This is a genomic window from Pseudomonas sp. CGJS7, from assembly GCF_036961695.1.
The window spans coordinates 16,243-40,832 of sequence record NZ_JBAMDI010000035.1; the positions used below are offsets into that span (position 1 = coordinate 16,243).

The window sequence follows — 24,590 nt, forward strand, 5'->3', positions numbered from 1 at the left end:
GTTCACCTGGCTGTAAGGCAAAGGGCACCCGAGGATGGGTGCCCTTTTTTTTGGGCGTGAAATAGCAGCGGCGCTGAAGGGTGTTTGTCGCAAGTTTTTTATCGTCCATGAGATCGAGCGCCGCCCCGGCGGCGTTCGATTTGCAGGGCACCCAAACATATGAAGAATGCTGGCAGTTTGATATCAAAAAGCCGTTATCGCGGAATATTGTGTATTTGTTGGAAAATCACGTTTTAGCCATGCTGGGTCGTTACCCTGGCGTTGGGCTTATGCGCCTCGGTCGGATTTTATCCGCCGGTTCTGCGGTTGCGCTGCGCAACATGCCAAGCGGCAGAACGCGCTTCTGATGTGCCGCTTCCCTTGATTTAAAAGGGTTTTTAATCCGAGGTGTGTGGGTGTAGGCCCTCGGTGAAGGTCAGGGAGGAAGGCTAGAGCAAGTTCTAGGAGCGTTATGGCGGAAGTGTTGCAACTCCCCGCCACCAACCTGGAAGTATGGCCCTCTAAAGCCCCTGTAAGCCACGAAATTCGTGGGTTATACAGTTTCTCAAAGGCTTTTCAAAGCAGGCTGGTTTGGCCTCTGCTCATGACTGAATGGTCAGGTTTATAGCATCATAATAATCTGAAGGCATTCATTTTTTAAAACCTGCAGTACTCATTTGCTCAGTCGAATCTGGTGGCTGGGCGCTCAATCTCAACATTCTGATTTTATTAGCATTTATTGGATAAAAGCCCTGTTTTCGGCAGGGTTTTGTTTGGCTGCGCGCTCGCGTGATCTGGCCTATTTAGCGTCAAAGGCTCGGGTGCTGGCGTGTCAAAATGCGTCGCGGATTGCAGGTATTATCTCAATCTGTCAAAATTTCGCTGTTGCAGCTTTCTAAGTTTTGGATGAAAATGCCGCCGCATGGAGCGAGATATGGATGAGCTGGGGTCTATCACTACGTCATGGGGCAGCGGTGCAGGGCAGGACGTGGATGTTCGCGCGCTGCGACGCTACAACCGCTTGCTTGGCGTGTTGCTGAATGTTGGCGAGTGGGCGTGCATAGGCCTGCTGCCGTTTGTTGCGGTTGCTGCCATCTGGCTGGTGACTCAAACCAACTTTGAAAATGTCGTGTTCTATGACGGAACCGACTCGATTTGCATCTACGACGGAACGACAGGGGAAATCCGCAATGTCGAGTAAGGAAACCCAACACGGAACCCCTGGTGGCGAAGCGCAGGAGACTCGGCGGGGCACGGACGAAGAGAAGCTGCTGGAGCTGGCGCTGGATGAAACGCCGGGTGAAGCAGCGGCCACCGTGCGTGAAGTCAAGCGCCTGCAGCTGGAATGCCTCGATCTCAAGCGCCGCAACAAGCGCGTATGGGGCCAACTGTTGGCGCTGACTTGCGTATTTGGCGTCACCATCGCTGCGGTGGTGTTCTGGTACCCGAAGTACCGCTGGATCCCGACCACTGACAATCACGCGATCTGTGAAGTCTCGACCGAGAGCAATCCGCGCGTAACCCCGGCCACCCTTGCCGAGTATGCCAAGGATGCCGTGGTCAATTCGTACTCCTACGACTATGTGAACTACCGCTCCAACCTCAATTCTGCGGGCGCCCGCTGGTACACCGACGAGGGGCGCAAGGCTTTCCTGAAGACCCTGGACGATTCCGGCAACCTGGAGCGCGTGCTCAAGGGGCGGATGATCCTGCGCGCCATGGCCACCCAGGTTGCCCAGGTCGAAGAGGCTGGTGTGCTGGCCAGCGGGCAGAACTACTGGCTGGTGCAGGTACCGATTGCCATCGAATTCTATGTCGGCGGTGACCAGCAGGCGCGCTCGCGCCAGGACTTCCTCGCCGCCGTGACCATCGTCCAGATCCCCGCCTCGGCCACCAACATCAAAGGCATTGCCGTCGATTCTGTTCAGCTGTCGCCGTACACCTCAAGGAAGTGACCATGAAGAAGCATCTGATCGCATCGTTGCTTGCGAGCGCTATCGCTTTGCCTGCATTTGCCAACGAGGCGCCAACTGCGCCCGCTGCCGAGGGTGGCGCAGGGCAGGTTGACGCGGCGCAAGGAAGCGAGGCTCCGCCCCAGCCGCCGATGAATGGCCTGGGCCGGCAGGTATCCAGCGCTGCTCAAGTGGTCTATCCGCGCCCGGAGGATGTCATCAGTGACACGGTCAACGACGTGCAGGACTCGCAGCTGACATCGTCGCAAGTCGAGTTGATCAAGCAGCTGTGGCTGGAGCGGGAAAAGCAGAAGGCCACCGCCTATGTCAGCCCGGCCAAGCCGGTGACCCGCACGTTGGCACTCAACCTCGACCCGGGGGTATCGCCCCCCATCGTTCGCCTGAGCAAGGGCCAGCAGTCATCGATCGTGTTCTCCGACTATGCCGGGCAGCCGTGGATGATCCAGAACGTGTCGATCAACCGCGAGCTGTTCAGCGACGGTCGCGAGCGAGGTGGGCAGAACGGTCAGAACGGTACTGCCGCACCGACCAACATCCTCACCCTGGACCCCGCCACAGCGGCGGCCTACGGCAACGTCACCGTCACCCTGCGCGGCCTGGCCACGCCGATCATCCTGATCCTGGCCGCCGGCCAGGAAGAAGTGGACATGCGTGTTGATGCCAAGGTGCCGGGGCGCAACCCGGATGCGACAGCGAGTGTGGCGATGTTGCGGATGCCGTCGATCGACGATGCGCTGACCTACTTCCTGGATGGTGTGCCGCCGAAAGATGCCAACCGCCTGAAGGTGACCGGGCTGGAGGGCGTCGAGGCCTGGAGCTATGGCCCGAACATGTACGTGAAAGCCAAGGCTGATGCGCAATATCCGGCCTACACCAACGCAGCGCGAAGCACCACCGGTGTGGCGGTGTATCGCTATGCGGGCCTGCAGAACAGCGTCACGTTCACGACTGGCGGGCAAGCCGTAACCGTCTTCATCGAGCAAGGGAATCTGCAATGAGTGATAACAACATGCCGCCGAACGACTCGGGCTTCGATGAAGAGGACGAGCACCTGGTAGCCGACCGCGACGGGCCGGCTGGCCCGCAGGTGAAGAAGGCGCGCAAGTCCGATGAGATGCAGCGCAACTTGCAGGCGGTGTTCGGTTCCGGTGTCGGCAAGGTCTCGCTGATTGCTGCCGGGTTGGTCGTGCTGGCGCTGGGCGCCCTGGCCTACAACGGCATGTCTTCGAAGGATGCGCCTGCGGGCAAGGCGTCCACGGTGGACGTGCCGAATGCGCCGCAACCTGAAGTGTCGATCGACCCTATTACCAAGGCCGAAGCAGAGCGCCGTGCGCAGCGCAGCATGTTGGAGGCCGAACAGGCTGCCGAGCGTGGGATGTCCTATCAGCCTGGCTTCGATCCGAACATCGTGCAGTCCACCGGGCGGGATCTGGCTCGTGGCCAGGGCGCGCAGTTCAACGTGCCTGGGCAGCCTTACAATGACGGCAATCAGCGTTCGCCCGAGATTTACATTGGGGCGGGTATGCCGCCTCGTGACTCAGCCCAGGTTTCACAGCGGCCTGGTGTGGCCAGCGCCCAGTACCAGGAGCAGGAGCGCCGGCGTCTGGAGGAGGAGCTGAAAAAGGCCGAGGAGCAGCGCGACCAGTACGTCAGCGAGCTGAAAAGCGAAACGCTGAAGTCGATCAAGCAACTGATGGGCGAGTCTGAAAGTGCCAAGGGCTTCGCTGAGAGAAGCAGCTTCAGCACCGTCAGCTACTACCCGACCGAGCGCGCTGGCGGCAGTGTCACAGGCCCCGCAGTACGGGCTGCCAAGGACAAGGACCCCAATGCCATCGAGGCCGTGGGTGACACCGACCGGGCGATGCTGATCAAGACCGGTACCATCATGTACGCCACGCTCGATGCCGAGGTCAACACCGATGATGGTGGTGACGTGCTGGCGACCATTCGAGGCGGCAAGTGGAACGGTTCCAAGCTGATCGGCAAGATCGAGCAGGCGCCCGACAACATTCGCGTGAAGTTCACCATTCTTGCGCCACCGGTCAACGACCCTCGTCCGACCATGCGCATCAGCGCTGTGGCATTGCGCGAGGATGATGCCAAGCAGGGCATTGCCGAGACCAAGGACCACCACACCATGGAGCGCTATTTCGCCCTGGGTGCCGCCTCGCTGTTGTCCGGCTACGGTCGGGCTTACCAGCAGACAGCGGGTACCACTGTCATCAGCCCGAGTGGCGTTGTGGCACAGACCACTACCGAGCCCTCGACCAAGCAGGTGATTGGCTCGTCGGTCGGTGAAATGGGCACCGCCATCGCCGGCGAAGTGCGCCGCGGCTTCAACCGCCCGGCCACCTACGCAACGCCTGCGAACAAAGGCTTTGGCCTGTTCTTCCTGCAAGACGTTCACGATCAATCTCGATAAGGAGTTCGACATGAAGAACTGGTCGTTCGGAAAACTCATTGGCGTTTTTGCCGGCAGCTTCCTGGCGCTCATTGTGCTCGCCGTGGTCGTGATCAAGGCGACCTCGTCGCCAGCGGCCAAGGCCAGGCGCATCCCGCAGTCCCAGGCACAATTGGCGCAACAGCCACGCATGGATGTGCTGAGCATCGAGCTGGCCAAGTCCCGGGAGCAGGCGCAGGCGGCGCTGCAGGCCCAGGAAAACAGCGAAAAACAGCTGAAGATCGTGCGCGAGGAATCGCAGCGCAATACTCAACTGCTGTTGAGCCAGATAAAGGCCCTGGATAACAACCTGTCCGGCCTGCAGCAGCGCATGCAGTTCTACGAAGACAGCCGTCAGCGCGTGGAGGTGATCAAGCCACCGCGTCGGGAGGCGGCGCCCGTTGTCTCGCAAGGATACACCAGGCGCGCTCACCCGATCCCGCAGTCCTCGGGCTACAAGGTGCAGGCGGTGGTCGGGCACCGGGCCTGGGTGAAAAATGGCGATAGCGAAGACAGCGTCAAGGCCGGCGATCCGTTGCCACCGGTGCAGCGCGAATTGAAAGTGCTTGCCGTCGATCGCGACAGCGGCATCGTGGTTACTTCACCCGCTCTTTAAAACAGGTACGTTGTCATGGCGGCCGGATTTGCCGATCTAGTAGATGTAATGGTCAATATCGGGAAGGTCATCCCGACAGCGATCATGATGTGCCAGGGTATTGCCGTGCTTATCGGCCTCTATCTGACCGGTGCGGCGTTGATCGAGTTGTGGGGCGTGACCCATGACAACGCATTGAAATATGTGGCCGGAAGACAGCGTTTTTCTGTCGGCTCTGCCTGTGTGCAATTGGTGATCGGCTCTATCTTGCTGGCGATCGGTACGCTGGAGTGGATGGGCATCATGTCGCGAACCCTGACCGGGGATTATGCCAATTCGCGCATGTTGTCCTATTCCTCGACCGGGACGACTTTGCAAGAGCAGGCACAACTGGCAACCCTGGCCCTGCTGGGCATCATGCAGGTTGTCGGCTTTATCGCCATGGTGAAAGGTTGGTTGACGGTAAACGGTTATTACAACAATCAAACTCAAGCCGGCCTCGGCACCGCCAGCGGCTGGATCATCGGCGGCGTCCTGGCATGGAACTTCAAATGGTTCAGCGATGTACTCAACAACACAATCGGATTCAATCTGGTTGGCCTCTTCACGCCGTGGTCGTAACGGCTTTTCGAAACATGAAATATAAGGAGCGTCACTTATGAAAGCACTCAAAACTCTGAAAGCTGCATACGATTCGGCCAAGGTTCGTGCAACTACCGCTGTTATCGGGGCCCTGGCGGCACCGTCGGCTTTTGCCATCGACAAAACCGACCTGACCCAGGACAAGTCGGGTGGCAAGACGGCCAGTGATGTCATGAGCAACATCGACGACACTGCTCAGGGCGGCGCCACGCTGCTGATCTCGTTGGTGTCGGTTGGTGGTTTCGTAGTTGTTGCCATCTCCCTGTACACCCTCTGGAAAGCCTCCAAGGATGAGCGTGAGAAGCCGATGTCGGCAATTGTCGGCCTGTTCATCGGCGGCCTGATGGCGGGTGTCGGTACTGTGATGTGGATCATGCGCAACACTTTGGTCAACTAACGCTGCACGCCGCTGAACCTATTGCGGGGCGTCATGCCCCGCACCTCAAGAACAGTTTCGGGAATATTCGGACGTGAGCGAAACAAACGCTTCTGAACGCGGGGCAAACACTGTGCCCACGTTGTCGAGTGGCTATCTCAGTCGAACTGCCAATCAGCCGGTATTTGGCGTGCGTCGGCCGCTGTGGCGCTCGGACGATGACCAGCGCAAACTGTTCAGCGATGAAAACAGCAAACTTCGCACTTCGGTGTGGCAGCGCGACAATTACACCTGCCGCTTTTGCGGGTTCAAGTCTGCAAAGTTTCAGGAACTTCATGCACTGGACGGCAATGCCGACAACTGCACCAAGGAAAACCTGATCACCGCCTGTAACCTGTGTCGTCAGGTTCATCATCTTGGCGCCTGCGCCATGAATGACACCGGCTTTTTCGTCGCCGTGCAGGAACTGACGCAAACCGAGATCAATAACATTGCCCGCTGTATCTACGTTAATGAGTTGCTCGATGACGTGGCGGCCAATGAAAAGCTGGCCAGCCTGCTGGCGGCTTTCAAGTTTCGTGGTAATGACACGCTGAAAGAAATATTCGGTGGCGAAGTCATCACCGTGCTTGGCGTGGCGGAAACCCTCGCGAGCAAGCAACTTGTCAGCGATGAAGAATTTAGCAAGCGCGCTGAATGGTTGGCGCCGTTACGGCTGTTCCCAACCAAAAGCGCGTTCAAAGATGGACAGCTCGAATACTACGCGGCCAATAACCGTGCGGTGTTTTTGCCAGCTAACTGGTCGGCATTGACCGGCCAGTTACTGAAGAATTTTGCTTGATGCAGCCGCTCGTACTGCTGCTCAGTCTCGCCGTTGAGAGCGTTGGCAAGGGAGAACAAGGAAATGTTTAACAAACTCGAGGCGGTGATCCTGACGGTGCTGAGCCAGCTCAAGGCAGACGTGCAGGACTATTGCGACCTGGAAACGGTCGATGGCGGGCAGGCCATCGTCGCAAACGACGGTTCGCTGGCTTCCATCGTGCGCTTCAACGGCACCAAGAGCGTGCTTGGGCGCGAACAGTTCGAACGCCTGGTCAGCCTGCTGGAAGCGTCGCTCTCGGTGTACTTCAAGGTACGCGGCCACCACCTGCAGATTGTCTTCAGCCGCGACCTGGATGCGACCGCGCCGCTGGAGCAGAACGCCTTGCAGCAGGCAGCAACCGCCGAGCGGCTGAACCTCAACGTGCGGCACCTGATCAACGAAGGTGTCAGCAAGTACGCTCAGTATGTGTATGACGAAGAATGCTACCTGGTGTTCTGGTCGCGGCCCGCGCTGCTCGACCAGACCGAAAGGTCGATGGCGCGCGAGGCGCTGAACGAGTTCAGGAAGGAATCGGAGTGGCCGGCCACCGCCGAAGCGCAGAACCTGCTGCGGCCTATTTCCTACCTCAAGGACCGCCACCTTTCCTTTGTCACCAAGATTTCCGAAGACCTGACGTCCCCTGAGTTCGGTTGCTCGGCGGATGTGCTCGACGTCAGTGAAGCGATCCGCGCCATCCGTGCGAAGGTAAACCCCGACATCACGCCGCGTACCTGGAAGCCCTATATTCCAGGTAGCGCCATTCCCATGCGCTGGAAGACCAGCAAGCGCAATGGCGACATGTCGGAGTTCATGTACCCCACGCTGCCCAGCCAAATCATGGTCACTTCGGCTGAAATCGGCAGTGGCGAGCGCACCAGTCTGCTGCCGGATCCTACCAGTGTGCGGGTTGGCTCGCGCGTGTATGCGCCGTTGTTGATGTCGATTCCACCGGCAGAGCCGCAATACTTCAACACCCTGTTCAACAGCCTCAACCGCGCGGAAACGCAAGAGAACGGTGTGTCGCGCGCTTTGCCGTATTCGGTGTCGATCATGCTGTCCTCCGACGGCATGAGTGTGCTGGCCTGGAAGAGCCTGTTCGCCCAGCTGCTGTCGGTCACCTCCGAGCAGAACCGCAACATCAACCTCGCCACCAAGGAACTGCGCGAGCGCGTGCGTGACGGTGAATGCATGGTCAAGCTGCAAGTGGCCGCGATGACCTGGGCCAGCCCGGACGAAAAGGGCGTGAAGGAACTGGCGCTTCGCAAGTCGAAGCTTTGGCGCACCCTGGAAGCCTGGGGCCAGCCCGTGTTCATCGAACGTACCGGTAACCCGATGCAGGCGTTTCAGTCCAACTGTCTGGCCCTGACCACCAAGCACCTGGGCGACCCGGCCGCTGCGCCGCTGGGCGATGCCGTGGCCATGCTGCCGCTGACCCGGCCAGCTTCGCCGTTCCAGGAAGGGTCGACCATCTACCGCAGCCTGGATGGCAAGATCCTCAAGTACCAGCGTTTTTCCTCGCAGCAGACCACCTGGATCACCCTGATTGCAGGCAAGCCAGGCTCGGGCAAGTCGGTGTTGATGAACAACAACCACTTCGAATCGTGCCTGATGCCGGGCCTGACCGGGTTGCCCTACATCGGCATCACCGACATCGGTATTTCTTCGTCCGGTTTCTGCGACCTGGTGCGCGACAACCTGCCACCACGGCTGCATCACCTGGTGGTGTACAAACGTTTGCAGAACGCTCGCAAGGACTGCATCAACCCACTGGACACTCCGCTTGGCCAGCGTTACCCGCTGCCGAAGGACCGCGAGTTCAACAAGAACTTTCTCACTATCCTGGTGACGCCGCCCGAACGCGAAAAGCCCTATGAAGGGATGAGCAACTTCGTCGGCCGCATGGTTGACCTGGCCTACCGGCGCAAGGACGACAAGATCGAGAGGGCCAGCCCGGAAACCTACAAGCCCGGGCACAACGACGTGGTCGACGGCGCCGTGGCGGCGCTGGGCTTCCGCATTCTGCCGGCCACCACCTACTGGGAACTGGTCGATGCAATGTTCGATGCCGGCATGGTGTACGAAGCGGAAGTCACCCAGCGCTATGCGGTGCCTACCCTCAACGACCTGGTGGCGGTGGCATCCACCGAAGAGGTGCGTGCCGAGTACGAAGGCTCCGGTGAGGTAGGGCGCAGCCTGGTCGATGCGTTCATTCTCGGCATTCGCGAGGCGGTCGGCGACTTCCCGGTGTTCGCCGACCACACCCGTTTCGACGTCGGCAGTGCCCGCATCGTTGCCCTCGATCTGCAGGACGTGGCGCTGCAGGGCTCTGCTTCGGCGAAGAAGCAGACTGCCTTGATGTACATGATCGCCCGCCAGTGTTTCATGAAGAAGGTGGCATTCTCGAAGGAGGACTTCCCGTTCTTCACCGAGAAGTACCTGCCGTTCTACGAGCGCCTGGTGGCCGACCTGGTGGATGAATACAAGGTCATGTGCATGGACGAATTCCACAAGACCGGTGGCCACGTGGGCTTGCAGGAGCAGATGCAGACCGATGGCCGCGAGGCCCGTAAGTGGAACATGGAGATCATTCTGGCTTCGCAGTTGATGGAAGACTTCGGCCAGCTGACCAAGATCGCCACGGCCACCTTCATCCTCGACTCGGGCACCAAGGAAACCCGCGACTGGTTGCGGAAGAACATCGGCCTGTCTGACACCGAAGAGCATGCGCTGGTCAACTTCGTGCACGGTGCGAACAAGCATGGCTGTACCTTCCTGGCCCGCTTCGAGACCAAGAATGCCACCTACAGCCAGCTGTTCACCATGTCTGCCGGGCCGATGCGCCTGTGGGCACTGACCACGACCGCCGAGGACCGCAAGCTGCGCACCATGCTCTACGAGCACATGCCGCGCCCCGATGCGCTGGCCCTGCTGGCCCGGCGCTTCCCGTCAGGGGGGTGCAAAGACATGGTCGAACGCTTGAAGCGAGAGACGTTCAAGGACGTCGAGTTCGTCGATGACGACATGGAGCAGTCGGTGATCGCGCGGATCGCCAAAGACCTGGTGGCTGACTACATCAGCGCCAGTGCATTCGAAGACGTAGTGTGAGGGAGTGACAGATGGCTCAGTACAAGGGCGCATCCCGTCAGCATGAAATCAGCAGCAGCCGCAGGCGCAAGGATACCCGCCTGGCCGGGCAGCGCTTCAGTGATTTCTTCCAGTCGGCCGACGGCGCGGTTTTCGGAACCTTCGCGCTACCGGTCCTGGCGCTGATTTCGATCAAGGTGCCCTTTTCCGGTGAGCTGCTGTTGCTGCTGGCCTGGGCGTTCAAGCGCAAGTTCGTCGACGTCGACAATCGCACGTTCGATTTCCCTTATCGGGTGCCTAAGCTGGCGGACGTCAATGACGGCTCTTACAAGGGCAAGAAGAAAGGTGAGGGCGTGACTCTCTTCGGCAATGACCTGGAGAGCAAAGAGCAGATCTACGCCGGCGACAGTGACCTACGCACCCACCAGTTGGTGCTGGGCACCACTGGCTCCGGTAAGCCGCAGCCCAAGCATGCCAAGGTGCTGACTCCGGGCGGCTGGGTGGAAATGGGCCGCATCCGGGTCGGCGACAACGTGTGCACGCCCGATGGCAAGCAGGCTGCGGTGCTGCGGGTGATTGAGCAGGGCATCCAGCCGATCTGGACCGTGGCCACGCGTGACGGGCGCCGGGCGCAAGCCACGGGTGACCACCTGTGGCGGGTGCTTACCCGCGGGCAGGATGGCAGCGAAGAAGCCCATACCGTGACCACCGACGCCATTCGCGAGTTGATGGGGCGCGGCATCGTGGTGATGCTGCCCAAGGTGCGCAAGAAGCGCGGCTCGGCCAAGTTCAATGGCTGGGCCGAGGTGTGGAAAGTGACGGCTGCCGGCCAGGCACCTTGCCAGTGCATCGAGATCGATCACCCGCATCACCTCTACATCACTGACGACAGCCTGGTCACCCATAACACCGAGCTGTTGCTCGGCATCGTCTTCAACGCCTTGGTGCAGAACACTGGTTTCATCTACGTCGACGGCAAGGGTGACCCCAAGCTGCAGAAGGAAATCTTCCGCCTGTCGCGCTACCTGGGCCGCGAAGATGACCTGCTGATCATCAACTTCATCACCTCTGGCCGCGACTTCGTCGAGAAGCAAGTCGACAAGGTGACCAACAACATGAACATGATGGGCAACACCTCGTCGGGCATGTTGATCGAGCTGATTGTGTCGCTAATGGATGATTCCGGCGGCGGCGGTGACATGTGGAAGGGGCGGGCGATCATGTTCGTGGCAGCCCTGACGCGGCCGCTGACCTACCTGCGGGACAAGGGGCACATCAACCTGTCGCCCGAGAAGTACCTGGAATATTTCGAGCTCAACGTCATCGAAGATCTGGTGTGGGAGCACGGCGGCAAGTACGGTGAGATGTTCGACGTGATCGTCGCCCCGCTGCGCTCGTACCTGCTAACGCTGCCAGGCTACCAGAAGGCGAAGTTCAAGAAGCAGGAAACCAAGACCCTGGAGCAGCACGGCTACATCGTCATGCAGCTGGGACGGATCTTCAACGACCTGACCTTCAACTACGGCCATATCTTCAAGACCCGCGTCGGTGACGTGGACTTCTATGATGTGGTGATCAACCGCCGCTTGCTGGTGGTGCTGCTGCCGGCGCTGGAGCGTGCACCGGACAGCATGCGCATGCTTGGCAAGATGATTGTAGGCAGCATCAAGCAGATGATGGCCGGCTGCCTGGGCAACCGGGTCGAAGGGGTAGTGCGCGAAATCATCGACAGCCGGCCGACCGGCTCGAAGTTCCCGTTCTATACCATTCTCGACGAATATGGCTATTACGCCGTGGTCGGCTTTGCCGTGGCCCCGGCCCAAGCGCGTAGCCTGGGCTTCAGTGTCACCTTCGCGGCGCAGGACTTTTCCTCGCTGAAGAAATCCAGCGCCGAAGAAGCGGATGCCACCTGGGAAAACACCAACATTCGCGCCGTTGGCCGCCTGACCTCGGGCACCGAATCGGAAACCTGGCGGCGCGTGCAGGGTGCGGCGGCCGAGTCTTCGCAAGCCATGCTGGGCAACTTCGAACGTGTTGCGGGCAACGAAAAATTGCGGCAGTCGGACAACATTGCCATCGAGCAGCGCAGCCGGTTGAACTACGACGACGTCGCCATGCAGGAGAACGGCGAGTTCACCTTCCTGATCGGCAAGAAATCGCAAAATGGCAAGACCGGTGGCGTGGCGCTTATTCGCGGCCTGGGCTTCTACACGGCCGGCCCGGCGCCGAAGGAAATGCGCATCAACGATTTCATTCCGGTCGAGCCACCTGAGCCTTCGGACCTGCCGCAGAACCGGCAGTCGCGCCAGGCATTCGTCGACAGCCTGAAGGATGGCTCTTTCGCCAAACGGGTACGCGCGGTAGTGAAGGGTGACCCAACTCTTGCCCGCATGCACAGTGTGTTCGAGCATAACTATGCCGACCCTGACCGGCCTTTGCTGGGCCGGTTGGACACCTCGCTCGGCGTGCTTGGGGCGTATTTGTCCGGCGACCTGAAGAAGCCGGCTCCAGCAGCACCACTGGCAGAAAAACCGGCGCCGCAGGCCCCCGCCGATGTGCCGGATGCGGTCATGGTTACAGCAGCTCCAGTGCCCGCACCACAAATTGACCCCATGAGCCCGGAGGGGATTCAGGCAAGCATCCTCGCCGTTGCCGACCTTTTGGCCGTGACGCCAGTGACGCCTGCCATTGCACCGGTTGACGAGCAGGAACTGGACGATGAATGGGCGCGTGAGCTGGCCATGGTCGTGCCTCAGCAGATGCTCGACATGCAGCTGATGGCCAGCGGCGAAGGCTTTGCATCGCTGTCGGACAAGTGGGCCGCACAAGAGCGGATCGAGCAAACCTGCGCAGAAATTGCCCGGCAAACGGACTACAGCGTTACCCCTGAGCCCGCTGCTCAGGGTGTGGCCGGCATGCGCGAGCGGCTGAATGACCTGCAGGCCAAGTGCCGCCTGATGATGAAAGAGCAGCCGCCCAAGTAAGACCGGGCGTCAGAGCCCTAGATCGGCGTGTGATTCTATTTTTTGTCATAAATTGACGACGATAGATATCTGACAGATAATCAGAAACAAGAATTTTTGCATGCTAAGGTGAGGCGATGGGGTTGTTCAGTTCAGGGAAGAAAGCTGCGAAGTTCGCGTTCATCACCATGCCGATGGCGGTGCTTGGCGTGAATCAGCTGCGCATGGGCAACCAGCACATCAAGGCACTCTGGCGTTCCAACTTCAGCCCAGCGTGCCCCGAGTGCGAGCGGGGTGTGCTGCTAAAGACGGAAGGTGACCATCAGGAGTTCGAGCAGGGGCCGAAAGGCAAGATGCGTGTGCTGCACAGCTGGGGTTGCAACAACTGCGGCTTCGCCTTGCTTGAAGAGGATGACGTCAAGAAGGTCAAGGAGCATGCCGCGCGCTACCGCAACGAGCGAGTCAAGGCGCAGTTGACCACCATCGAACGTGACGAGATCGACCGGATTGCCCGTAGCCACCGCTTGCACTCCAGGGCGTTCTTCATTGCCAGCGCTGCTGCGATTGCCGGGTTCATCTACATGCTCGCGACCGGCGCGGGCATTCTGATCGCCCTCAACTGGCTGTCGATCGGCTTCGCGCTGTGGGTATTCGGCATGAAGAAGTCCTATCGTAGCTGGCAGGTCTCGACCGGGCAGCTGTTCGTCGAGGGCGCGTTCTGGTTCTGGTTCCAGCACCAGAAATGGATCATCTGACCATGATGCGCAAACGGCCCCAGTGGCTGTTCATCGCCCTGATGTGCTGCGCCATGCAGGCACTGGCCGATGACTTCTATGCCGTGCGGCCTGCGGATATCGACTGCGTCGTGCAGGCCGCCCAGCGCCAGGGTGTGCCGGCCAACGTGCTGTTGGCCATCTCCAGCAAGGAAAGCGGCAAGAACGGCCAAAGCGTGTCGAACCGCAATGGCACCTTCGACCTTGGCCACTTCCAGATCAATACCACCCACTGGGGCCCGAAAGGCGTGTTTGCCGCATACCCGGCGATCACCAAGTCCGATGTTGCCTGGCGCGGTTGTTACAACGCGGAGTTGGCGGCATGGCTGCTGCGCCAGAAGCTGGACGAGAACAACGGCCAGGACTTCTGGACCCGCGCCGCCAATTACCACTCGCGTACCCGCAAATTCAACGACATCTACAAGAAAGACCTGATCCCGCTGGCGGTGAAATGGGGCAAGTACCTCGAGCGGCAGCGCCACGCCAGGCTGGTGGTCAGCTACCAGTAACGCAGGTCGCCGCAGAATGCCAAGGCTTCTGGGCAAGGGTTACCCCGGGTCGATGAACAAGACAACTTCAGGAGTTTTTACATGAAAGGAATACGCATGGGTGCACGCGCCTGCAAGGCTGGCGGTGTGCTGGTGGCACTGGTTGCGCTGGGTGGTTGTGCCAGCTCTGCCAAGCCTACTACCGAAGACACCGAGGCGTTTGCCAGCCGGATCATCGCCGACAAGGTGTCGGTAGCGGTCAATTCTCAGCACACCTACGTTTCGCGGCTGAACGCCGACCGTGTGCAAGCTGCTTCGCGGCAGGCTGCAGTAGACACCGACCAGGTCGACATCGACTTCATTGGCAAGCCTCAGGAGCTTCTGCAGACCTTCGCCAGCCGTTATGGCTACGCCTATGTCGAGAGCGGCAAGCGCGTCGATCTCAAGCCCATCAACGTGTGGGTGCGCAAGGCAACGCCGATCAATGTGCTGAAGGATGTGGGTGCACAGATCGATACCGGTGCCGATGTGGTGCTGGACAAGAGCACCAACACGCTGCGCTTGATCTACAAGCCGGTACCGCTGGCGCTGGGGAGGGGCTGAACATGGCGATGGACATGCCTCCGATGACCCTCGAGGACGCCGAGCGCCTCTATGACAAACCCGCCTACGTGCAGCAGCAGAGTGACGCCGGCGATGCCAGGTCGGCTATCGAGGCCATGCGTGACGAGAAGAACCAGGCATCGGCTGCGCGCGGCGAAGCCATTCTCGATGCGGCATTGCAGGTGGGGGTGAAGGCTGGCCTGGCGTGGCAGCTGACCAACATCAACAAAGCCCTGAAGCTGCGCGAGCGTGAGTTCGACACCGTCTATGACTTCAGTAGCCTGATGATCCAGGATCGCGTCGTGCCGCCGGTCATCACCGAAGCGCGCCACCTGTACAACCAGGATGGCGACTACACGCTGCGCCTGTCGGGGGCGGCCTACAAGATCGAGTCGCAGGCACGCTTTTCCTCCGTGCCGCCCAGCTGGCGCGAATACCTGAACTTCCCGCCGCCCACCTTCGACCGCACCTCGTTGGTTTCGGCGCTGGTGCCGCGTTCCGACGAGGAAGAGCGGGTGTGGAAACTGGCCGTGCGCGAGGGCTGGCAACAAGGTGTCGAGCAGGCCAACCTGATGCTGACCTACGGCTTCGACCGGATGAACCGCGATATCGATGGTATGCGCCGTTTCAATGAGTTTGCCCGTCATGGCCAGGTCACCATGCCGATCATCTCCGGTGCGGAGATCCCGGTTACCCGGGAAGGGCGGTCGATGGCGGTGGACGAAACCCTGCTGCGCATCACCGCCTTGCCCGAGTTCAACGAAAACATGAACGTGTGGCGCAGTTCGATCGCTACTTCGACCATTGCCAACCCTCCACGCCGTGCGCCGGTAACCGGCGCTGGCAGCCCGGCGTCATCGCCTGCTGCAGCCCGACAGCCCGCGGGCGTTGAAGGCGGGCGGCAATGAAGCAGGACTTCCACGACGACGTGATGATGCTGGAACCAGGTGCGATGATCGAGCGCCTGGAGCGCCTGACCAGTTACGAAGACCCGTTTCGTTTCGATCGCGCCGACCAGTTCAAGGCCATGATGCTGGAAACCCTGACCCATGGCGTCAGCGACATTTTCATCCAGCCCGCATTGCCGGTGGTGGTGAAGAAATATGGGCGGATGTATGCGGTCACCCGGCGTGCGCTGGATGTCGGGGAAGTCAACGAACTGCTGAAGATGGCGGCCAATCGGGACACCGCCACCACCGATATCGTCTCCGGCACGGCGGTCAACGAGCGTTACGAGTTGTTCGACCCGGAGCGCAAGGATGCCCGCGGTGCGCGCCTGCGTTATGCCTACCGGGTAAACGCCTCGCCCATCGCCTGCCATGGCGACACCTCGTGCCAGATTGTCATCCGGGCCATCCCCGATGACCCGCCACGCATCCAGGACGTGGGCCTGAGCGAGGAAATCGTCAGAATGGCCACGCCGCGTGATGGCATCGTCTATGTGGCCGGTGCCACCGGCCATGGCAAGACCACCACCTTTGCCGCCATCAACCGCTTCATCCTGGAAAACGACACGCCGATCAAGGGCAACCTGATCAGCCATGAAGAACCGATCGAATTCACCTACGACAAGGTCCAGAGCAAGCATTCGATCTTCGTGCAGTCGCAGATCCCCACGCACTTCAAAGACTTTTACCGGGCAAACCGCGAGGCCATGCGACGTGCGCCTGGCCTGTGCGTGATTGGCGAGTTGCGCGACCAGGAGACCATTCGCGCGGCGGTGGAGCTGTCGCTGACGGGGCACCCGGTGTTTGGCACGGTGCACGCCAAGGATGTGGCGGCGATCATGCGCCGGATGATTTCCCGCTTTCCGGAGCAGGAGCGTGCCACCGCCATCTACGACCTCGTCGATACCAGCCGCTTCATGATGGCGCAGAAGCTTGTGCCGACGGTGGATGGCAAACGCACCGCTGCGCGATCGTGGCTGAGATTTACCGAGCAGGTGCGCGACACCTTGATGGACCTGACCGACATGGGCCGGGTAACCCAGCGGGTTGCCGAGTTCGTGCGTGAAGAAGGGCATACCTTTGCTGCCGAGGCGGATCGCCTGCTGGCCGCAGGCCTGATCAGCGAGGCGACTGCCCGCGACCTGCGCCACGGCTGAGGTGCGGGCTGCCCATTAATGCTGACTGCAACGAGTTTACGGAGAAGTTATGGCAACAGGACGGTATCACTGGAGCAGATGCGCTCCCCCCGCACGTTTTTTCGTGATCAACGCAAGTGCCGCCTTGCCGTGGTTGATGTTGCTGCTGGTGCCGGCGCTGTGGAAGTTTCTGCTGCCACTGGCGCTGTGCATGACGATTGCCCTGGTCTACATCGAGGTGGTGAAGAAAATGACTGTGCGGGCGGTTTGCCGCCGAGCCGCAGTGTTCATGGTGGGGCGAGTGCGTACCACGCACAATTTGCTCAAGGAACTGGCCAGGTAGTTGGCAAGACAGACATGACCGGCAGAGTCTTTGTGGCGGCCAGAGGAGGCGTTGAATGAAGCAACAGGGAGGTGGGCAGAAGAGCTTTACCTGGGATGACCCCGCCATTTTGCTCGGGATCATGGCAGTGCTTTACCTCGGGGGGTGGGGTGCCTGGTACTTCGCTCACGACAAGATTGCCAAGGTGTACACCTACATTCGCTACGTCGAGCTGTGGTTGCCAAGTATGCTGGGTGACTTTGCCGCGCTGCCAGGTATTGCCTCGATCAACCAGTGGGTCGGGCGCATGTGTGCGCCGGAAGGCATCATCGGTGCCTGTCAGCGAGATTTTTCCAGCGTGGCGTGGGGTGAAATCACTTCGTCGTCGCTGCTCATGAATGGTTTTTTCCTGCTGTTGATGGTGATCCTGTCGGTACGCATGTTCCTGCGTATCAACAAGACCCACCCCAAGCTCAGGTTCACCAAGACGCACAATATCAAGAGCTTTGTGCAAGAGAACAAGGCGCAGTACCCGCACCTGCGCATGTTCGCCGAGCTCGACCTGATCGCCCAGCCGCTGGACCACCCAGTGTTCGGCATGTCGCAGACCTCCCGCCAGTTTGCCTACCGGCACTTGCTGATCAGTGGTTGGCAGGAGCAATCGGATCGCAGCTGGGCACCAACCCTGGATCGCGAGAAAACCACCGAGGTGATGCGTCGCCAGTTGGGCCAGCACTGGACCCGGGTTGCCAATCTGACGCCGGCAGAAACACTGCTGGTGGCGATAGCGTTGCCGCGGGTGGTCGCCACCGATACGGCGCTGGATGACAATGCCTTCAAGGCGGCAATGGCCGACAGCGACTACATGGTTGCCTGGTGCTGGGATCAGTTCAAGGCACCTGCCGGCAAGGCCGAGCAGCAGGGCGACCCTTATGCCTGGCTGAAGCCCGAAGTGCCGCTGGAAGAGCCTCGGGCGATCATCCAGAAGTACATCAAGCACCCCAATGCCAGTGCGATCCTGCACGCGCACGCATTCGTCCGCACCATCATCTTTGCCATGTTCTTCCAGGCGCGCCGCCTGGGTGTGCTGCCACCCGCAGAAATGCGCTGGATGCGTTTCTTCGACCGTGACATGTGGTATGCCCTGCAGACGATCGGGCGCCAAGCCGGGTTCCCGGAAGCGCCGGGGATCCTGTCGCATTTCCTGTATGAGTGCAAAGCGGGGATGTCACTGGCGGAGCCCCAGCTGGACAAGGCGGTCAACGGTCTTGAGCTGGCGATGTCGGCGTACAAGTATTCCGAAGCCGACAAGAAGCGCTATGAGGCCCTGCAGCAGGAGAGGTATGCCGCGGCACAAGGGGCAGCGCTCGATGAAGGGGCTGCCTGAAGCGCAGTCTTGAAGGTTTGGATAAAAGCAAATGGCCATCTAAGTAGATGGCCTTTTTTTGTTTTTTTGGTGCCTTTTTTTGCTTTTTTGTTAGAATACGGTCGTATTGGATTCTTAATAGGGACATCGAGCCATGAAGGGTGTGATTGCAAGAACTGTCGCCGTGCTGGCGGCGCTTGCGGCGGGTATTTCCGTCGCCCATGCCGCCCCGGCACAACCGGCGGACCTCTCTGCCTTCATCACCGCTCAAGGTGCCGCACAGGTTAACCCTGCCCAGCAGGAGCTTGATGACCTGGCCGCGCAACGGGTGTCGCGCTATGGGCGTATCGTCAGCGCCCGACCGGTCGGCCTCGGCGGGTTGACCGCCTGGACCGTTGAGAAGAACGGCCATCAAGTGGTGCTTTTCAGTACGCCGGACTCTGCGGTGCTGTTCACCGGCGTGGCCTGGAATGCCGAAACGGGCAGCAATATCTCCGATGCCTTCCTGCCTGGCGTTGCCCAGGCCATCGTCGCACCGCCTGTTACTGCCCCGGTCGCGGCCGCGCCAGCTGCGCCGCAGATGTCACCCGTTGAGGCGCCGAATGTGCGCGAAGCTGCAGCCATGGACGGCACCTTCAAAGGCGCGATCCCGGAGTCGATGAAAACCGTCGACTCCCTGGCAGGCATCAAGGAGGGCAAGGGCGGCATCGGCGATACCGTCTACATCATCATCGACCCGCGTTGCCCGTACTGCCGCGAAGCCTACAACCTGACAAGGGCCTACGCAGCAAAGGGCCATTCGATCAAGTGGATCCCGTCTGCAGCACTGGGTAACCCGGCGGATGGCGTGCCGTTGGCCGCCACCATCCTGCAGACCAAGGACCAGAAGATGCTGGCGCGGGTACTGGGCAACCACGAACAGGTCCGCTCCGAGCCATCGCCGGAAACCGTCGAGCAGCTAAGCACCAACCTGGCGTTTCTGTTCGCCGCATTCGAACACAACGGCAAGGAACAGGCGGGTGTGCCGGCTGCATTCTTCATCGATCACCGTACAGGGAAGCCAAGGATGATGACCGGCCTTTCACAGGCGGTCGTGCTTGAAGACATCTTTGGAAAACTTTAAGGAGCAAAGTACATGAAAGCCAAAGCGCCGAACTTCGAGTTCGACCCGAGTATCCGCCTCTTCGGTTCGGGCGAGCACCTGCTGGTGGTGTTCGACAGCCAATGCCCCAATGACGCACAGCGGGCGACCCGTACCGTGCGTATCGCCAGGGCCTTCCAGCAGCTGTCGCTGGTAGTGGCCGGCTTCGACGCGGCCGAAGACGATGGCCATCAGCGGGTGCTCAGCGGCAGCGTCAGCCTGGCGATCGAGGGCGATGCCGGGGTGCAGGCCAGTCACGAACTGGCGGCCCTGCAGCTGGTGTTCCATGCCGAGGCAGACCGCAAGGGTGCGCTTACCCATATCGAGCCTGCGCTGGTTGCCTACAAGGTGCGCCAGGCCCTTTCGGAATGCCTGAATGAGGCCCTGAACGACTACTTCCAGCGCGAAGAAGCGCAAAGGACGGCAGTGCCTGCAGAGGCCCTGCGCCCGGCTCCTGTGACTGCCCCGCAGTACCAGGGCGCAGCACCACAGCCTTCGCGCAAGGCCCTGCGCGAGCAGGCCGCAAGCAATGCCGAGCGCCAGGCCAGGTCGCGCCGGCGCAAGACCGCAATGGCCTGGCTGGTGCCGCCTTTGGTGGTAATTGCGGTGATGGCGACCATGTCTCATCTTGCTTCCTCCCAGTCGCCGATTGAAAATGCTGTCGCGCAGCAGATGGCGAACGACCCGGAGTCGATCAAGGCGCAGGTGGAATTGACCAAGCAGACCCTGCAGTCAATGGGGCTTGATCCAGGTCAGGGTGGTGACATTGGGTGCCTGGCGCCGCAATGATTGCCATTGCTTCCTGCTCCATGGATGGGGTATGCCTTTCGCTGGTTTGCGGGCGCTTAGAATGGCGGGGAGCCCTCTCGCGTCGCCCGAATGCTGCCTTGTGGTGCCGAAGGAGGATCTTTTCCAGGATTGGAGAATGAGAGCGGGCCCGGCCTACGAAGCTTGGTGCTGCTGTTCTGCTTGAGCGGAGTGTGTATGCCTGCGCAGGCACTTTAAGACTATTTTGGATTGGAAATCTTAGGTACGTATATGCGACCAGCGAATGAAGTTAAAGACGGGGCCAAGTTATTGTCCCTTGCCCAGGGCCTGAGGTCGCTGCTGGTCCCCTCGCCAGATGTACTGGCCGACACTGTCAAGGAGTTGTACCCGTTGGTCAACCTGTCCGACAAGGTGCTGCCTTTAAAGTCGTATTTCAACATGGTCCAGGACATCCAGCGGGCCAAGCATACCCAGGCCGCCATGCGCGCTGCCGACGAGCCGCTTAGCCGCGAGGCTATTCAGCAGGGTGTGTCGCGCAAGCTCTGTACCGAAGACATCTTCATGGTTGCCTGTTCGTTCCTGGAAGTGGAAATCGCCAAGCAAGGCTCGGTGTACTACCTGAGCGGCGAATCACCCGATTTCAAGGAAACCAAGAAGAACCGAAACCCGCTCGACTTGTCCGATGAGGTCGTACTGAAGAACCTCTCCAGTGGCCTGGCGCGCCCGGACACCGATCGCGGGGCTGTAGAGCGGGGGCAGATCGACAGCGGGTTCAACCACCTGGTGCGGCTGAACCAGTTGCATAACCTGATGGTGGAGTCTGTGCGGCTGATGAAGGCGGACGAGCGACTGACCAAGGTCGACATCCGCAAGAAATTCAACATTTCGCACACGGACTACGAGCGCATGATGTCGATGGCGCGGCGTTCCGGGCTGATTTCGTTCCGCAACCGCAAAAAGGACCCGTCCAACTCCTACACCTTGCGCAATGACAACCATGAGCGGGTGTCGGAGCACGCCAAGAATTTTGGCCACACGCCGCAGAAGATGTTGAACAAGATTCTGGATGACTTCTTCGCAATGCTGGAAAAACGCAAAAAGCACGAGGACTGATTTACATGGGGATCCAGGGCCATAAGGACGTCGGGCCGGCAATAAGTGCAGAGGAGCGGGCCCGTGTAGTGCGGGCGGCCAGGCAGGTGGTGGCGTATGCCAACTTTCTGCGCTGGACGGCGAACTTCAAGCGGGACGAAGTGCTGCGCCATCCTGAACACGACCGCGTGATGCTGCTCTCGCCCATGCAAAGTGGGCGTTTCAGCTTTGCCCTGGAAGGCGACACCTTGTATGTGGGCGTCCAGCCATTCGAGGCTGCCTGGGCTTCGTGCATGCCTTTCGAGGCTGCCTACGTCTCTGACCGGCTGTACCTGTCTGTCGAGGGCGTGAACTTCATGGATTCGCGCATGCCACCGCTGGCGCTGGGCATATTCGTCGACGAGGGTGAAAAGCGTGCGCGAATGGCCGCTGCTCGTTTCGTCCAGCTCATCCAGGTGTCGGTGTGTGACGGCTACGTGGTCGAGGTGGGCGAGCCGTGTGGCGATCCTGTCGAGATGCGCCTGGGTGACGTGGTGCGCCAGCTCCGCGAGACCCGTCAAGCGAAGGTGCAGCAGCAAGACATGGGGCGGTTCTTCTGATGCGCTCAAGCAGACTTTACAAGTAAGGATACGTGCATGACCAAGTGTAAATTCATCCTGCCCGTGCTGGCCGCCGTGGCAATGGCGGGCTGTGTCACGACCGAGCAGATGCCGGACGGGACAACCAAGATTCGTTTCTCGGACGAAACGGTCAGCTCGCTGACTTCAATGATGCCCAATGGCCTTGTGACCGGTGTTGCTGGTGGAGCAGGTAGCGGCGGGCTCGACCTGATACCGACCAAGAGCCCTGTTGGTAATGGGCAGTACCTGTATTTCAACGGCCAGTATGACTACACCTGCGCGTCCGCGTTGCTGTACAGCGCCAAATCTGGCAAAGAACTGGATCGCGATGTCAACGAAGGGTGCCGTGACCGTTACTTCCAGCGGCAACTGGCGCTGAAACTTGCGGGCAAGCCGTACGACAGGGCGGCACCTGCCTATGATGCAGACAATCCGCCCGATGCATACTGGGCCAGGTTGAAAGGGCAGACCCTTGCTCGGTTGGCGGCCACGCAGCAGTTCGCCACGCGTTTTGGTGGTCTCCCGCGTGTCGATCGCAACGGTAACATCACTATCAGCGTAGGCTTCATGGGGGTGGGCAGTGGGCAGCATGTGGCTTTGACGACCACGCCTCAGCGTATCCCGGTTGTCATGGAAGATGCAGGGTTTGCTGCGCAGATGCGCACGCAGTCGGCCAAGCAGAATACCGAGGTTGGCGACTGGACAACGTGTGATGCCGTACTTGCCTACAATTCGGTGGCTGACAGAGGCGCGCGTCCGGCCAATATCGCGCCTGGTGACTATATGCAGTACGTGGTGCGCTTCACTGTATCGTCGCTCTCGTGCAAGGATGCCTTGCATGGGTACAAGAGCGCTTCGCGCTAAGCAGTGGGGTGCCCTGCGCCGGCGTGGTGAATAAGCGCCGAGTCGCCGTGGCACCCGGCCCTTCTTTCAGGCTGGGAGGCGATGCAGGCTGGGGGTATCACTGAGCCGCATTCCATATATCGTCAGCCGCTGCCACCGACTCGTCGATACCGGCCGCATGCGCGTCGGCCGCGTTCAGCCAGTTCTGATTAAGGTTCGCCTGCTGAGCCGCATGTTCATGGGCGAACTCGCGTTGCAGGATGGACGCTTCGATGCTGCTGAGCAGCGTGGGCGAGGCAGCGCCATATTCTGCGAGCAGTGCTCGCGACGCCTCCGGCGCAAGCTGATTGACTGCACCGCGCAACTCCTGACCGTACTCGGCCAGCACCGGCTGCTTGGCAATAACGATTTCCGCCGCTTGTGACGGGAATACGGAGGCTGTGAAGCTCTGGAAGTCCTGGGCAGTCGGCATGGTCTCGTCCTTACATGCTGTTGTCGTTGAGGTCCTCGCTGCGCGACAGCGATGGCTTGGTGTAGCGGGCGAATGTCTTGTCCAGCTCGGCAGCCAGGTAGGCCTGTTCGCTCTGGCGCAGCGCTTGTTTCATGAAGTCGCCGTCAGAGGCTGCGGACACCACCTGGTCTCGCAGGCTGCCCAGCAGCCCTTCACGATCCGCTCGCGAACCTGGGGTATGGTCGATCGCATCGATAGCACGGGTCAGTGACTGGCGCAGGCCGGATTCTGCATGGGGCTTTTCGGTGGGGGTGGCAACCTCAAAGGCAATGGCACTGATCACGGCGCAATGAATGGCCGTGAAAGCGTTGGCTTCGGCTGTCCTGCTTTGCATGATCCGGTCGGTGCGCAGGGTGTGCGGCGGCGTGCTGCGCAGCCATGCCGACTCATGTTCGGCAAGGGTGTCGATGGTCTGCCGGACTTTCTGGCCGTCAGGGCCCTCGCGCAGCGCCGCTTGCGCTACGTTCTCAAAGCTGATTGCCGGATTGCCTGAGGCCTCTATGGCTCTCTCGCGCATTAACCCAGCACCGATCACGAATCGGCTGGCATCACGTATTGATAGCTGCATCTATGTCCATCATTTATTCACAGGGCTTGAACGCGCCCAACCAGTCGGCATTCAGCATCGTCTGCTTCCCTGCGCGGCTCGCCGCGTCGCGTAGGCCTGATGCGGATATCCACTGATCTCCGCTGACGTGCTGGATAAACCCTTGCGAACCCTATGGGTTCATCGATTCGCTTGACCTTAGCATTTTTGCTTTCGCATTTCTTGGGCCTGCCCCGAAATCATCGTTTTTTTGGTTACTTTAAGTATCCCCGCCGAGCGAGTCGGGGCGTTCTAAGCCAAGATCGCTAATGCCAAATTGCCACTGCTGCCGAATTAGCTCAACTGCCCGTAAAACAGCCTTTTCGTCAGGGTCTGGCTACGCCGTCACCCTTCTTCTGCAGGCGCTGTGCAAGCGCGCCATTCATTCTTGCTTCAGGGAGAAAGCGCGCGATGTCGTGCTTTTGGCGCCTGAAAACCGACTTCAAAACCTGTGAAAGCACCATCTGAAGAATGATCCAT

24 protein-coding genes are annotated in these 24,590 nt (G+C 60.1%); 22 read left to right on the forward strand and 2 right to left on the reverse strand.

The annotated features are described in order from the left end of the window. Positions 1–913: 913 nt before the first annotated feature. The 22 genes from V7787_RS21105 (at position 914) to V7787_RS21210 (ending at position 23,034) form a co-directional block, all read left to right on the forward strand. A complete protein-coding gene (locus V7787_RS21105; protein ID WP_019438921.1) occupies positions 914–1,180 on the forward strand; it encodes a hypothetical protein in 267 nt (88 codons plus the stop codon). Then, positions 1,170–1,934: a DotI/IcmL family type IV secretion protein gene (locus V7787_RS21110; RefSeq protein ID WP_014592476.1), complete on the forward strand. Its 765-nt coding sequence runs from the start codon at positions 1,170–1,172 to the stop codon at positions 1,932–1,934. The genes V7787_RS21105 and V7787_RS21110 overlap by 11 nt, the downstream gene beginning before the upstream one ends. Positions 1,935–1,936: 2 nt before the next feature. Continuing rightward, complete coding sequence (locus tag V7787_RS21115; protein WP_014592475.1) at positions 1,937–2,950, forward strand: DotH/IcmK family type IV secretion protein; 1,014 nt, start codon at positions 1,937–1,939, stop codon at positions 2,948–2,950. Then, a complete protein-coding gene (locus V7787_RS21120; protein ID WP_336089511.1) occupies positions 2,947–4,374 on the forward strand; it encodes a DotG/IcmE/VirB10 family protein in 1,428 nt (475 codons plus the stop codon). Before V7787_RS21115 ends, V7787_RS21120 begins: the two co-directional genes overlap by 4 nt. A gap of 10 nt (positions 4,375–4,384) precedes the next feature. Beyond that, a complete protein-coding gene (locus V7787_RS21125; protein ID WP_064491231.1) occupies positions 4,385–5,008 on the forward strand; it encodes a hypothetical protein in 624 nt (207 codons plus the stop codon). 15 nt (positions 5,009–5,023) lie between these two features. Continuing rightward, a complete protein-coding gene (locus tag V7787_RS21130) occupies positions 5,024–5,608 on the forward strand; it encodes a hypothetical protein (RefSeq protein WP_014592472.1) in 585 nt (194 codons plus the stop codon). A gap of 37 nt (positions 5,609–5,645) precedes the next feature. Next, positions 5,646–6,026, forward strand: coding sequence for a hypothetical protein (locus V7787_RS21135; RefSeq protein ID WP_014592471.1), 381 nt, complete (start codon positions 5,646–5,648; stop codon positions 6,024–6,026). A gap of 73 nt (positions 6,027–6,099) precedes the next feature. Then, positions 6,100–6,846, forward strand: a complete 747-nt coding sequence (locus V7787_RS21140) for an HNH endonuclease (RefSeq protein WP_014592470.1) — start codon at positions 6,100–6,102, stop codon at positions 6,844–6,846. Positions 6,847–6,909: 63 nt separating this feature from the next. Further along, on the forward strand, positions 6,910–9,972 hold the full coding sequence (locus tag V7787_RS21145; protein WP_019438927.1) for a type IV secretion system protein IcmB/DotO: 3,063 nt from the start codon (positions 6,910–6,912) through the stop codon (positions 9,970–9,972). Positions 9,973–9,983: 11 nt separating this feature from the next. Then, on the forward strand, positions 9,984–12,935 hold the full coding sequence (locus V7787_RS21150) for a type IV secretion protein DotL (RefSeq protein WP_336089512.1): 2,952 nt from the start codon (positions 9,984–9,986) through the stop codon (positions 12,933–12,935). A gap of 116 nt (positions 12,936–13,051) precedes the next feature. Beyond that, entirely contained in the window at positions 13,052–13,669 is a 618-nt protein-coding gene (locus tag V7787_RS21155; RefSeq protein WP_014592467.1) for a hypothetical protein, read from the forward strand. Positions 13,670–13,671: 2 nt separating this feature from the next. Continuing rightward, positions 13,672–14,196 carry a transglycosylase SLT domain-containing protein gene (locus tag V7787_RS21160; protein WP_064491229.1) on the forward strand — a complete coding sequence of 175 codons (525 nt, stop codon included), beginning with the start codon at positions 13,672–13,674 and terminating at the stop codon, positions 14,194–14,196. Between the two features lie 81 nt (positions 14,197–14,277). Continuing rightward, on the forward strand, positions 14,278–14,778 hold the full coding sequence (locus V7787_RS21165) for a DotD/TraH family lipoprotein (RefSeq protein ID WP_223279199.1): 501 nt from the start codon (positions 14,278–14,280) through the stop codon (positions 14,776–14,778). A 14-nt stretch (positions 14,779–14,792) separates the two neighbouring features. Next, entirely contained in the window at positions 14,793–15,686 is an 894-nt protein-coding gene (locus V7787_RS21170; protein ID WP_230855413.1) for a type IV secretory system conjugative DNA transfer family protein, read from the forward strand. Continuing rightward, the gene (locus tag V7787_RS21175) at positions 15,683–16,882 is read left to right on the forward strand and encodes an ATPase, T2SS/T4P/T4SS family (RefSeq protein WP_014592463.1); all 1,200 of its coding nucleotides are present in this window, start codon (positions 15,683–15,685) and stop codon (positions 16,880–16,882) included. Before V7787_RS21170 ends, V7787_RS21175 begins: the two co-directional genes overlap by 4 nt. A gap of 103 nt (positions 16,883–16,985) precedes the next feature. Beyond that, positions 16,986–17,204, forward strand: coding sequence for a hypothetical protein (locus V7787_RS21180; protein ID WP_019438931.1), 219 nt, complete (start codon positions 16,986–16,988; stop codon positions 17,202–17,204). 55 nt (positions 17,205–17,259) lie between these two features. Next, complete coding sequence (locus V7787_RS21185; protein WP_198747846.1) at positions 17,260–18,570, forward strand: secretion/conjugation apparatus DotM-related subunit; 1,311 nt, start codon at positions 17,260–17,262, stop codon at positions 18,568–18,570. A gap of 133 nt (positions 18,571–18,703) precedes the next feature. Next, positions 18,704–19,672, forward strand: coding sequence for a hypothetical protein (locus tag V7787_RS21190; protein ID WP_104887021.1), 969 nt, complete (start codon positions 18,704–18,706; stop codon positions 19,670–19,672). 12 nt (positions 19,673–19,684) lie between these two features. Next, positions 19,685–20,479 carry a hypothetical protein gene (locus V7787_RS21195; protein WP_064491226.1) on the forward strand — a complete coding sequence of 265 codons (795 nt, stop codon included), beginning with the start codon at positions 19,685–19,687 and terminating at the stop codon, positions 20,477–20,479. Between the two features lie 288 nt (positions 20,480–20,767). Next, positions 20,768–21,571 (forward strand): hypothetical protein, encoded by an 804-nt coding sequence (locus tag V7787_RS21200; protein ID WP_231114230.1) that lies wholly within the window; start codon positions 20,768–20,770, stop codon positions 21,569–21,571. Positions 21,572–21,576: 5 nt separating this feature from the next. Next, positions 21,577–22,149, forward strand: coding sequence for a hypothetical protein (locus V7787_RS21205; protein WP_336089515.1), 573 nt, complete (start codon positions 21,577–21,579; stop codon positions 22,147–22,149). A 36-nt stretch (positions 22,150–22,185) separates the two neighbouring features. After that, positions 22,186–23,034 carry a hypothetical protein gene (locus V7787_RS21210; protein ID WP_064491224.1) on the forward strand — a complete coding sequence of 283 codons (849 nt, stop codon included), beginning with the start codon at positions 22,186–22,188 and terminating at the stop codon, positions 23,032–23,034. A 97-nt stretch (positions 23,035–23,131) separates the two neighbouring features. Here V7787_RS21210 and V7787_RS21215 read toward each other — a convergent pair whose 3' ends face one another. Together V7787_RS21215 and V7787_RS21220 are read right to left on the reverse strand one after the other, a co-directional pair. Beyond that, complete coding sequence (locus tag V7787_RS21215; RefSeq protein WP_014592456.1) at positions 23,132–23,485, reverse strand: hypothetical protein; 354 nt, start codon at positions 23,483–23,485, stop codon at positions 23,132–23,134. 10 nt (positions 23,486–23,495) lie between these two features. After that, on the reverse strand, positions 23,496–24,092 hold the full coding sequence (locus tag V7787_RS21220; protein WP_064491223.1) for a hypothetical protein: 597 nt from the start codon (positions 24,090–24,092) through the stop codon (positions 23,496–23,498). Between the last annotated feature and the right edge of the window lie 498 nt (positions 24,093–24,590).